Below are 11,474 nucleotides of genomic sequence, written 5' to 3'. Positions count from 1 at the left end.
ATGGCCTCTCTGCGGTTATTTTTCTTCACTCATTTTTGATTTTACTTCATCATAAGATAGGGCATGGGATTCCTCTTCTACTGTCTCAGGCATTTTCCCTGTTTCGTAAAGAGATTTAATTTGAGTACTATCCAATGTTTCGTATTTCAACAATGCTTCTGCAATCAGTTTGTGGGTTTCACGATTTGATTGAATAATTTCAGCTGCTTTGTTCCGTGCTTCATTTAATAATGAACGTACTTCCTCATCAATCTCATAGGCTGTTTGCTCTGAAATTGATTTTTGAGGACTTTGTGCACCGAACATAGCATGATTACCTTCATATTGGACTGGGCCAAGTTTTTCACTCATACCGTATTCAGTGACCATCGCACGCGCCATCTGTGTAGCTTGTTCAAAGTCATTTGAAGCTCCTGTCGTTTGGACATTAAAGATAATCTCTTCAGCAACACGACCACCCATCAAACCTGCTAATTGCTCTTTCATGTCTTCTTTAGAAAGAAGCATTTGGTCTTCTTTAGGAAGTGCAATCATGTATCCGCCTGCACGTCCACGTGGCACGATGGTCACTTTATGAACAACACGGGCATTTGACAAGACTAAACCAACAATTGTATGTCCAGCCTCGTGATATGCAACCAATTCACGTTCTCTTTGTGATACTGTTTTATCTTTCTTAGATGGACCAGCAATCACTCTGTCCTCTGCCTCATCAATATCTGAAGCATCAATGACTGACTTGTTGCGACGGGCTGCAACCAAGGCTGCCTCATTTAGAACATTTTCTAAGTCAGCTCCCACAAAACCTGGGGTTTGTTGGGCAACTAGTTTCAAATCAACATCGTCTGCTAGAGGTTTGTTTTTAGCGTGAACTTTCAAAATTGCTTCACGACCTTTAACATCAGGACGACCAACCAAGACTTTTCTATCGAAACGTCCTGGACGGAGAAGAGCTGGATCTAGAACATCTGAACGGTTCGTCGCAGCGATAACAATAATTCCTTCATTACCCTCAAAACCATCCATTTCAATTAAGAGCTGGTTCAGGGTTTGTTCACGTTCATCATTTCCTCCACCGAGACCGACACCACGTTGACGACCAACAGCATCAATTTCATCGATAAAGATGATGGCTGGCGCTGCTTTTTTTGCATCCTCAAAAAGAGAACGAACGCGGCTTGCACCAACTCCGACAAACATTTCTACAAAGTCTGATCCTGAGATACTAAAGAATGGGACTCCTGCTTCCCCAGCAACTGCCTTAGCAAGTAAAGTCTTACCTGTCCCTGGAGGCCCCTCTAAAAGAACACCCGCAGGAATACGCGCACCAAGTTTTGTAAATCGTTTCGGATCTTTTAGGAATTCAACAACTTCGACTAATTCTTGTTTTTCTTCCTCGGCACCTGCAACATCTGAAAATCGTACCTTGATATCTTCTTTGTTTGCAGCTTTGGCCTTGCTACGTCCAAAACTCATTGGATTTCTACTATTATTTCCTCCCATATTTCCCATCATAGAGAACAGGAAGAAGAAGAGAATAGCAAATGGCACAACAGAGACAAGGATATTGATCCACATACCGCTTGAACTCTCATGTTTGACTGTTACCTCAGTCTGGTGTTCAGAAGCAAGTTTTTGCAATTCTGAAACTGTTGAATCCGACGGAAGAATGGTACTTGAGAATCTTTCTACTTTTGTGGCAGTAGGAGTGAAAAATTGAATTCCTGTTTCTTCTTTACTAGTCTTAGGATTTTTATAAACACCAGACACTTCAATGATGCTATCATTTGGCTGATAGGTTAATTCTTTTACATTGTCTGCTGTAATTTCTTTTACCAATTCTGTATAGTTAATTTTTTCACTTTTTCCAGCAGCATTTCCAGAGTAAAAATACTGGAACCCTGTCACAAGGAAGAAGATAATTAACAAATATAGAAATGGATTTCTAACTAAACCATTATTTTGTTTTTTCATTAAAGAATGCTCTTTCTAATTTGAATAAACTTCCTCTTTCAACACTCCAACATAAGGAAGATTACGATAGTTTTCTTTGTAGTCCAAACCATATCCTACAACAAACTCATTTGGAATAGTAAAGCAAGTATAATCCGCTTCAATTTCAACAATGCGTCCTTCTGGTTTGTCTAACAAAGTCGCGATTTTAACAGAAGCTGCTTCTCTTGCAATAAACATATCTTTCAAATTCTTCAAAGTTTGACCTGTATCGATGATATCCTCTACAAATAAAACATGTCTCCCTTTGATATCTTGCGTCACGTCTTGCTTGATATTGATCACACCACTACTTGCTGTTCCACCATGGTAACTAGATACCATCATGAAGTCCATCTCAATATGCGTATCAATATGTTTGACCAATTCAGCCATAAAAGGAATCGATCCTTTCAAAATTCCAACAAGAATTGGATTTTTCCCCTCATATTCTTTTGTTAGTTGCGCACCTAGCTTTTTAGCTGCTTCTGTAATTTCATCATGTGAAACGAGGATTTTTTTAATATCGTGTCCTAACATCTTTTTACCTATCTATTTTTTCTATATAAAGTACAGTGTTCATTATATCATTTTTCGTGTTTTTACTCAAATCACTGATAGCAATTCCCAAAATTGAGACAATTTCTCCAAATTGCTCAATAATAGGGGTTGTTTTTCGTTTTTCAATAGGGATTTTCAAATCTATAAACAAACGTCTCAGTTTCTTTCGGTGACCATTCAGGATAAGAACATCGCCAGGTCTTCGACATCTAATATGTACAGATGTTTCCCGTGAAACCGTTACTTTTTGAACAAAATCCCCTTCAATAGGAATGCCAAAGGAAAATAAATAGCCCATATATCGAACTTGATTTTGATAGTGTAACACAAGTTCATCTTCCTTTTCATCGGCCTGTGGACTGATTTTGCAAACTCGAAAATTTTGATACTCTTTTATCAATTCATAGCCATTTTTAAGAGAATGACGATACTGACTTTTCGTTGCTAAAATCTGTCGAACTTCAGCAAACTGAGCTTTCGTAAGATTTAAGTCAGGAAATTGATTGAGATAGTTCTGGAGCAAGACTCCTTGAGTTTGTTGTGAGAATGAAAAGAGCTCATTCAAATCTTCCACATCAATTTGTTTCGAAAGTTCCGTTATTGTTGCTTGGTAATCTGAAATTTCCCTTCCTAAATCTAAAAGGGCGGATTTAAGACGAGGATTTTCTTTTTCAAGTTCTGGTAAATACCTATTCCGAATGCGATTGCGAAAATAGGTATTTTCCTGATTTGTTTGATCTTCGAAATGAAAAATTAGTGGAAAATCCTTTTTATGAAAATGCAATAAGGGACGGATGATTTCAATATCATCAACTACTTGGCTTTCTTTTATTCCTGTTAAATGACCTAGTCTACTACCTCGAATCAAGCGCATCAAAATCGTCTCAACCTGATCATCTGCATGGTGGGCAGTGACCAAGGCAGTCGCTCCAACCTCTTTCATGATTTTTCTAAAAAAATCATAACGAAACTCTCGAGCACGCGCTTCTGAAAAGTCTCCTGAAAAGCTTGTGATATAAATAGGAAGTTTAGCTACATCAGCTAACTTCCTTAGTTCATTTTCCTCCCAGTCAGACTCCCTTCTCTGCTTGTGATTGACATGTGCTAAAATCAACTCAATTCCCAACTCTTTTTGGTAAGTAGACAATAGCTGGAATAAAAACATTGAATCCAGTCCACCAGATAGAGCTAACATAACTTTAGAATGTTTTTTGAAATACTCTTTTTGGAGAAAATGATTTAAAAAATCCTGCTCTCTCATTTTAGAACCTCATAGACATCCTTGGCTATCTTAGCAATGGTGTCATAATCAGAATTTTTGGTAAAAATAGAGAGAATGAAAGGAGAATCAGTATAAACAATCGCGGTGTCGTGTTTAAACTCGTCAGCATCTCCGATTTTGTGAGCTACCTTAACCGAAACACCTTTCGCAATTCGTTGGTTATCAAAATTCGTCTTGCTTAGAGACTCTAGTACAAAGCCATTCTGATTATAAATAGCTTCCATGACTTTTCCAGCCATTTTTGAAGAAGTTAATTTATCATTCACATCCCAATCTTCACCCATAATGGTAGACATTTTTTCTTTAAAAGCCCCGTCAGATTGATTGGTCACATAATAACCTAAAATATTATGAGCAACATTATCAGACTCCTTTGTTACCTTGGTAATTAATTGTTGGAGACTGTAGTCTTTGTTGTCTCCTGTTTTAGGTAAACTACCACTACCTTCTGGTTTATAGGATCCAGGGAAATTATTGACTTCTGAGACATACTTGAAGCTACTGTCCAGCGTATAGTCACCTTGATTTATCTTATCTTGAGCATAATAAAGGTAAGTCAGTTTCAAGATGCTTGCCGCATAGAGTTTGCTGTCTTCATTCACCCCAGCCTCTTTACCTGTACTCAGCTGTTTAACATAAATAGAGTAATTTTCATTCTGATAATTCTTTGATAAAACTTCTTGAACCTTCTGGATACGATTGTCCTCTTCTGAGACGAACTCTTTTGATACCCACCCAACTTGATCAATATGAAGAAATTCTTGTCCCTCAGCAAAGATGGTTCTATCCACTGTTACGCGTTGATAGGGAGAGAGGGATGAAGAAATTTCTTTAGCACCATAAGGACTGTTATAGATGACAAAACCCGGGTCCAACCATACTTGTCTATTTTGAGTTTGAACTTGACTTTGATCATAGACCAAGCGCTTATCAGCAAGGATAAACTGGTGATTATCTAATTTAAAAACAGGAACACCTTGTCTATTCAAACGCCATTCTACGATTTTAAAGGTGGTTCCAGGAGTCAATTTTCCAGACTCCTTAATCAAATCCTCATTTGCATAGATAGCCGTTTCTCCGTAAACCATTGGCGATTCAAGAACTTCTTTATAGTAAAATCCATGATCAGACTCAGTTAGATAATAAATTTCTTGTGAAGAGTAAGGAAGCTGTTTTTCCGTGCTAACTACTCTTGAAGTTATGATAAAAACAGATAGTAGTGATAACACTACTAAGAACTTACGCATTCTTCTCTTCCCTTTCTTCTTGTAATCGTAATAAATGGTTTTTAGCTGCCAATTCCTCTAATTTTTCATCTGATAAACTTAAAAATTGCTCAACAACTTCTAATATATTCTCCATGACTTTACCTCGGAAGCAAATCAGGAATCGTGTAAATTGCTTCTCGTTTCTTTGAGTAATAGTACTTGGCGCGTGCATATTTCGCTACATAGTCTTCATCTTTCAACTTTGCAGCAAAAGCAGATTCCTTATCCTTTTCATCACTAAGAGTTTGGTATTGTTCTTTCAACTCTGTCAATTGCTGACGACGTTGCAGTAACTGATTATAGCTTTGGCCCAAGTTATAAGTTGGTAAAATAAACAACAAAATCATCAAAATAAGGACCCAACCCATAAAACGATTTCGTTTTTGTCTCTCCTTCATCAGGTAACGACGACGTTGATGTTCATTTTGAATAAAAGAATTATTCATCTGTACAATATTTTTAGACATTTTCTTCTACCCGTGTTTCACTGAGAATTTCATACATGCCTGCTGCATCTTCTTTTTTTGTACTATCTTTCATCTCTAGTACTTTAACAAGCAACAACTTATTTCCAAAGCGAATTTCAACTTGGTCATCAACTTTTAAATCCGTTGAACTTTTGGCCAAGATTCCGTTCACCTTGATTCTACCTTTATCTGCTACTTCTTTTGCGACCGTGCGACGCTTAATAATTCGTGATACTTTTAAATACTTGTCTAATCTCATTTTTATTACCTCAAATTATTATTGTACCATTTTTATCCCTTTTATAGAAGAAAAACGTCAAAGAGAATTAGCTTCCTTTGATTCTTTTATCTCTAATAAACTTTCTCCAAAAATCAGCAGACCTTCTAAAATTTCATAATCCTTCTTGTTTCGGACATCGAATATGACTTCCATTAATCCTCTATTCTCCGCTATAGCTGCTTTTAAATTCGTTGCAGATAAGGCTTTAAAATAATCTTGAGCCAAGAACAGTCGTTGAGTGACTTTTTCAAATTGAACTGTAATCTTATTTTCTTTTCTTTCCACACGTTCTACAAAGACCTTATCCAAGTATGATTTGACCAAACCAATCTCTAAAAGATAGGCCACTACGTCTGGATATTCTCCAAAGCGGTCCATCAATTCTTCTTGTAATTCTTCATAGTTGACACGGTTGTCAATTTGACGAATTTTCTTGTAAATCTCAATTTTATGTCGTTGATCAGAAATATAAGTGTCAGGAAGATAGGCATCGATTTGTAAAATCAACTCAGCATTCCCTTTGCTTCTTGTATTTCCATTACCATTACGTTTAGCGATAGCTTCCTCTAGTAACTGAGAATACAATTCAAAACCAACAGAATCAATGAAACCAGACTGGGATTTCCCTAATAGATTTCCTGCTCCACGAATCGAAAGATCTCGCATAGCAATCTTAAATCCTGAGCCCAATTCTGTAAATCCTTTGATTGCTTCTAATCTCTTTTCAGAGACTTCACTGATTGATTTTTCTGGGCGATACATAAGATAAGCATAAGCAATACGATTACTACGACCAACTCTTCCTCTTAATTGATACAAGGTTGACAAGCCCATATGGTCTGCATTTTCAATAAATAAGGTATTGGCGTTCGGAATGTCAACTCCTGTTTCAATAATAGTAGTTGTCACCAAAATATCATATTGTCCTTCAATGAAGTCCAATAAAGTGTTTTCCAACTGAATTTCACTCATTTGTCCATGAACATACCCAATCGAAGCCTCTGGAATCAACTCCTGTAATTCTGAAACCTTCTGGTCAATCGTGTCAACTTTATTGTAAAGATAGTAAACTTGACCTCCACGCTCCATTTCACGCAAGACAGCATCACGAATCACACTATCATTCTTTTCCAAAACATAGGTTTGAACAGGATAGCGATTGGTTGGAGGAGTTTCAATAACAGACAAATCTCGGATTCCCAGCATAGACATATGAAGAGTACGAGGGATTGGTGTTGCTGTCAAGGTTAGAACATCTACTTGTTTTTTCAGTTCTTTCAAAGTTTCCTTATGCTTGACACCAAATCGTTGTTCTTCATCAATAATCATCAAGCCCAAATCAGAAAATACAACATCTTTTGATAAAACACGATGCGTTCCAATCAAAATATCAACTTGACCATTTTTAAGTTTTTCAAGTGTATCTGCCTGCTCTTTTTTACTTCTAAAGCGACTCAACACATCAATATTAACTGCTAAATTTTGGAATCGTTCCTTAAAATTCGTATAGTGCTGTTGCGCTAAAACCGTCGTTGGAACTAGAACGACTACCTGTTTGTGATCATTGACCGCCTTAAAGGCAGCACGCATTGCAACCTCAGTCTTCCCAAAACCAACATCTCCAACCAGAAGTCGATCCATGGGATGAGAATCCTGCATATCTGCCTTAATTTCCTCAATACTACGAAGTTGATCATCCGTTTCAACATAAGGGAAGGCATCATCAAAAGCCTGTTGATCTTCATCATCAGCTGAGAAAGCAAACCCCTTCAACTGACTACGCTCAGAATACAGTTTGATTAAATCGTCAGCTATATCCTCGACCTGGTTCTTAACTTTTTGCTTGGCCTTTTTGAAATGACCATCATTTAATTTATTAAGTTTTGGCGCTTTACCATCACTTGAAACATATTTAGACAGTAACTGAATCTGCTCTACTGGGATGGAGATTTGGTCACCATTTTGGTATTGAACACTGACATAATCACGGTGGATCCCTTTGATTTCAATTGTTTCAATCCCTAGATATTGACCAATTCCATGGATATGGTGAACAACGTAGTCCCCTTTTTCAAGTTCATTATAATCTTTTAATCGCTCTGCATTTGAAGCATGTTGTCTTCTAAAACGACGTTTTAATTTCTTTTGAAAAATCTCATGTTCAGTAATGAAGAGAATTTTTTCATCTACAAAATGAAAACCATGTCTCAGATTACCCTCAATCAAGTTTACAGATTCTTTACAGATAATTGACTTATCTTTAGAATCCAATTTAATCTTGTATTCCTCTAAAACATCCTCCAATGTTTTACTTCCCATTGAATTGCTAGACTGCAGAATAATGGTGTAGTCCATTTTTTTATATCGCTCAATTTCTTCTTTAAGAAAAGAAAATTGATTGAAAAACTCCTGCATAGGATATTGATTAAATTGATAAATGTGATCAAACTTGAGATTTCCTAAACCCTTTTGAAGATTAGAGAAAAAGGTAACTGGACTTTGTTTTTTATAGGTTTGCTCTGTATCTGCAAAATACTGCATCTCAGAAAATGATTTACCATTCTGTAAATCTTCTGTAAAGTATTGTGCTAATTCTCTTTCAAAGGTTTCATACTGATTCATCAATTTTTGGTAATCATCAAAGAATACTGGTGTATCTTTTTCAATATAATCAAATACAGTCCATGTTTTATCGTAACATAAGGACAAAAACTTTCGACTATCTGAATGTACTTGTTTTTGATGAAAACTTGACAAAATCTCTTCCAAATATGATTTTAAAATTGGTGATAAGGTCTTCGAAATTTGCTTTTCTAAAGCTGACTGACCTCGTTGATAATCCTTTTCTCTCAAAAGCATATCACTAGCTGGAAAGATGGCAAGTTCTGTTTGATTTTCCTTCGATAATTGTGTCTCGACTTCAAAAGTACGAATGCCATCAACTTCATCACCAAAAAACTCGATTCGGAAAGGTTCTAACTGAGACATTTCAAAAATATCTAAAATATCTCCTCGAATACTAAACTCCCCTTGAGTCTGTACTTGAGTAACTTTTCGATAACCGATTTCCTTTAATTTGTGAAGAAGGTCATGTTGGTCATATTCTTTACCGACTGCAATCCTTATAATACTTTCTTTAAATCCAGTTGGCGAAGGTAAAATCAATCGACTTGCTGCGATATTACAAACTAAAATCCCTTTCTTAGATGGATCATTCAAAAAACGCAAGGCCTCAACCCGCGAAATGATTTTTTCTTGCGAAGACATCAAAAACTCTACCATAGGAGAGTCATCTACCAAAAAAGGATAGACAACTTCCTCTCCTAAGAGAGAAAGAAGATCACTGATAATTCGTTCTGCTTCTCCATAAGTTGAAGTCAGTAACACAATCTTATTTTCTTTTTCTAGACTGCTTGCAATTGCAATAGCCTTGGTAGACGTTGATAAACCTAGTATTAGTTGTCTTTTTTTATCTGTCAGATTTTGATGCCATTTTTTTATCTGGTCATTTTCTGAGAATAAATCTAATAAAGTCACCATTTAGCCGTTATACCTCTGCATTGTTTTCTCAAAGTTTTTCTCTTGTAAATAGTAGTTTACAGCATCGTCAACCTTGTCAATAGACTGTAAAATACCCACATAGTCATCCTGATCAAACTTACTTAAAACATGATGAACAACCGACATGCCTTTTTTAGGTCTTCCAATACCTATTTTAACACGGTTAAATACCTTAGTCCCTATATGTTGAATAATAGACTTGATACCATTATGCCCACCTGCTGAGCCCTTTGCTCTTAAACGAATTTTTCCGACTTCCATGTCAAGGTCGTCGTAAATAACGAGTAAATCTTCAATATCCAAACCATAGTAAGTCAATAAAGCATGAACTGCTTTTCCACTTTCATTCATAAATGTTGTTGGTTTGACGAGATAAATTTTTTCTCCATTGAAGAAAAAAGATGCTAGGTCAGCTTGAAATATCTTTTCATGTGTAAAGGTGACATTTTGTTTTTTGGCCAATTGGTCAATCAGCATAAATCCAACATTGTGCTTGGTTTCAAAATATTTATCCCCTGGATTTCCCAATCCTACAAGTAATTTAGTCATTTATTTTCCTTTCAAAAGCCAAAAGGGTTGGAATTTTTTTCCAACCTAATTGACACTATTTGTTAAATGTTATTAGACATTAAAGCGGAATTCCATGATATCGCCATCTTGAACGATATATTCTTTTCCTTCTTCACGCAAGCGCCCAGCTTCTTTTACAGCCTTTTCAGATCCGTATTTCACTAGATCTTCATATGACATAGTTACTGCACGAATAAAACCTTTTTCAAAATCTGAATGGATAATACCAGCTGCTTGAGGAGCTTTCATACCACGCTTAAAGGTCCAAGCACGGACTTCTTTTTCACCAGCTGTAAAGTAAGTTCCAAGTCCAAGCAAGTGGTAAGCAGCTCGAGTCAATTTATCAACGCCTGATTCTGTCAAGCCAAGTGCTTCAAGAAACTCTTGCTTATCTTCATCATCTAACTCGGAAATTTCTTCCTCAGCACGCGCAGAAATAACTACTACTTCAGCATTTTCTGTCGCTGCAAATTCACGAATTTGCTTCACATAGTCGATAGAATCTGGATCTGAAACCACATCCTCGTCCACATTGGCAACATAAAGAACTGGCTTAGTCGTCAAAAGGAAGAGACCTTTGACAACCTTTTGTTCTTCATCTGTGAATTCAATGGTACGTGCTGATTTTCCATCTTCAAGGACTGGTTTAATTTTTTGAAGGACGTTAAACTCTGCCACAGATTCCTTATCTTTTTGCGTACGTGCCATCTTTTCTACACGCGCATAGCGTTTATTTACTGACTCTAGGTCAGCAAGAATCAACTCCAAGTTAATGGTATCAATATCTGCAAGTGGATCCACAAAGGCGTCTTCACGTCCTTGCTCACGCATAACATTTTCATCATCAAATGCACGCACAACATGAACAATCGCATCTACTTCACGGATGTTAGCCAAGAATTTATTTCCTAGCCCTTCTCCTTTTGATGCTCCTTTTACAATCCCTGCAATATCTGTAAATTCAAATGTTGTTGGGACTGTCTTTTTAGGTGTAATCATTTCCGTTAGTTTTTGTAGGCGTTCATCTGGAACTTCCACCATCCCAACATTTGGATCGATAGTCGCAAATGGGTAGTTTGCCGCCTCTGCTCCTGCTTTTGTAATTGCATTAAAAAGGGTTGATTTACCAACGTTTGGCAAACCAACGATACCTGCTGTTAAAGCCATATTTTCTCATTCTCCGTTCTCATTTCAATCCCTAACATTATAACACAAAAAGGGAAAACTTGCTAACTCTCTAACTAAGGATTCTTAGTCAATAATCTTATTCATTTTTCGTTCAAAATCATAGCGACTCATCATGACAATGTGATCGCAATTACTGCATTTGATTTTGATATCTGCCCCTACACGTGTAATTTCCCAACGATTGGCTTTTTTTCCTGTTGGCTTGATTGTACAAGCATGTGGTTTTTTCATCTCAACAAAATTTCCAACTTGATACATACTACTCTCCTTTTCTTTTTTGATTATATCATAAAAGAGGCGAGCTA

General features: G+C 36.6%; 11 protein-coding genes. All 11 read right to left on the bottom strand.

Going from position 1 to position 11,474, the window contains the following annotated elements; translation table 11 throughout:
* Positions 1-15 precede the first annotated feature (15 nt).
* The 11 genes from ftsH to HT680_RS07455 all read right to left on the bottom strand — a co-directional run bounded on the left by ftsH (position 16) and on the right by HT680_RS07455 (position 11,427).
* Complete coding sequence (gene ftsH / locus HT680_RS07500; protein WP_173259368.1) at positions 16-1,974, bottom strand: ATP-dependent zinc metalloprotease FtsH; 1,959 nt, start codon at positions 1,972-1,974, stop codon at positions 16-18.
* A gap of 15 nt (positions 1,975-1,989) precedes the next feature.
* The gene (hpt, locus tag HT680_RS07495) at positions 1,990-2,532 is read right to left on the bottom strand and encodes a hypoxanthine phosphoribosyltransferase (RefSeq protein WP_173259367.1); all 543 of its coding nucleotides are present in this window, start codon (positions 2,530-2,532) and stop codon (positions 1,990-1,992) included.
* A 4-nt stretch (positions 2,533-2,536) separates the two neighbouring features.
* A complete protein-coding gene (tilS, locus tag HT680_RS07490; protein WP_173259366.1) occupies positions 2,537-3,814 on the bottom strand; it encodes a tRNA lysidine(34) synthetase TilS in 1,278 nt (425 codons plus the stop codon).
* On the bottom strand, positions 3,811-5,082 hold the full coding sequence (locus tag HT680_RS07485) for a serine hydrolase (protein WP_173259364.1): 1,272 nt from the start codon (positions 5,080-5,082) through the stop codon (positions 3,811-3,813). Before HT680_RS07485 ends, tilS begins: the two co-directional genes overlap by 4 nt.
* Positions 5,075-5,197 (bottom strand): SP_0009 family protein, encoded by a 123-nt coding sequence (locus tag HT680_RS09245; RefSeq protein ID WP_275690366.1) that lies wholly within the window; start codon positions 5,195-5,197, stop codon positions 5,075-5,077. Before HT680_RS09245 ends, HT680_RS07485 begins: the two co-directional genes overlap by 8 nt.
* Before the next feature lie 4 nt (positions 5,198-5,201).
* Positions 5,202-5,570, bottom strand: coding sequence for a septum formation initiator family protein (locus HT680_RS07480; RefSeq protein WP_173259362.1), 369 nt, complete (start codon positions 5,568-5,570; stop codon positions 5,202-5,204).
* Positions 5,563-5,829: an RNA-binding S4 domain-containing protein gene (locus HT680_RS07475; protein ID WP_001234975.1), complete on the bottom strand. Its 267-nt coding sequence runs from the start codon at positions 5,827-5,829 to the stop codon at positions 5,563-5,565. The genes HT680_RS07480 and HT680_RS07475 overlap by 8 nt, the downstream gene beginning before the upstream one ends.
* A 57-nt stretch (positions 5,830-5,886) precedes the next feature.
* Positions 5,887-9,390 carry a transcription-repair coupling factor gene (mfd, locus tag HT680_RS07470; protein WP_173259359.1) on the bottom strand — a complete coding sequence of 1,168 codons (3,504 nt, stop codon included), beginning with the start codon at positions 9,388-9,390 and terminating at the stop codon, positions 5,887-5,889.
* Entirely contained in the window at positions 9,391-9,960 is a 570-nt protein-coding gene (pth, locus tag HT680_RS07465; protein WP_173259357.1) for an aminoacyl-tRNA hydrolase, read from the bottom strand.
* Between the two features lie 72 nt (positions 9,961-10,032).
* Complete coding sequence (gene ychF, locus HT680_RS07460) at positions 10,033-11,148, bottom strand: redox-regulated ATPase YchF (RefSeq protein WP_001218700.1); 1,116 nt, start codon at positions 11,146-11,148, stop codon at positions 10,033-10,035.
* A gap of 84 nt (positions 11,149-11,232) precedes the next feature.
* The gene (locus tag HT680_RS07455; protein WP_173259354.1) at positions 11,233-11,427 is read right to left on the bottom strand and encodes a DUF951 family protein; all 195 of its coding nucleotides are present in this window, start codon (positions 11,425-11,427) and stop codon (positions 11,233-11,235) included.
* Positions 11,428-11,474 lie beyond the last annotated feature (47 nt).

This window comes from Streptococcus sp. 5905 (assembly GCF_013276505.1).
Classification (GTDB): Bacteria; Bacillota; Bacilli; order Lactobacillales; family Streptococcaceae; genus Streptococcus.
The sequence above is the reverse complement of the archived record's forward strand: the minus strand, read 5'-3'. Positions and strand labels throughout refer to the sequence as shown.

Bases quoted from the DNA above. Each gene is read 5' to 3' on its own strand.
- ftsH (WP_173259368.1), bottom strand. From the start codon at position 1,974: ATGAAAAAACAAAATAATGGTTTAGTTAGAAATCCATTTCTATATTTG.
- tilS (WP_173259366.1), bottom strand. From the start codon at position 3,814: ATGAGAGAGCAGGATTTTTTAAATCATTTTCTCCAAAAAGAGTATTTC.
- hpt (WP_173259367.1), bottom strand. From the start codon at position 2,532: ATGTTAGGACACGATATTAAAAAAATCCTCGTTTCACATGATGAAATT.
- HT680_RS07475 (WP_001234975.1), bottom strand. From the start codon at position 5,829: ATGAGATTAGACAAGTATTTAAAAGTATCACGAATTATTAAGCGTCGC.
- HT680_RS07485 (WP_173259364.1), bottom strand. From the start codon at position 5,082: ATGCGTAAGTTCTTAGTAGTGTTATCACTACTATCTGTTTTTATCATA.
- mfd (WP_173259359.1), bottom strand. From the start codon at position 9,390: ATGGTGACTTTATTAGATTTATTCTCAGAAAATGACCAGATAAAAAAA.
- HT680_RS07455 (WP_173259354.1), bottom strand. From the start codon at position 11,427: ATGTATCAAGTTGGAAATTTTGTTGAGATGAAAAAACCACATGCTTGT.
- ychF (WP_001218700.1), bottom strand. From the start codon at position 11,148: ATGGCTTTAACAGCAGGTATCGTTGGTTTGCCAAACGTTGGTAAATCA.
- HT680_RS09245 (WP_275690366.1), bottom strand. From the start codon at position 5,197: ATGGAGAATATATTAGAAGTTGTTGAGCAATTTTTAAGTTTATCAGAT.
- pth (WP_173259357.1), bottom strand. From the start codon at position 9,960: ATGACTAAATTACTTGTAGGATTGGGAAATCCAGGGGATAAATATTTT.
- HT680_RS07480 (WP_173259362.1), bottom strand. From the start codon at position 5,570: ATGTCTAAAAATATTGTACAGATGAATAATTCTTTTATTCAAAATGAA.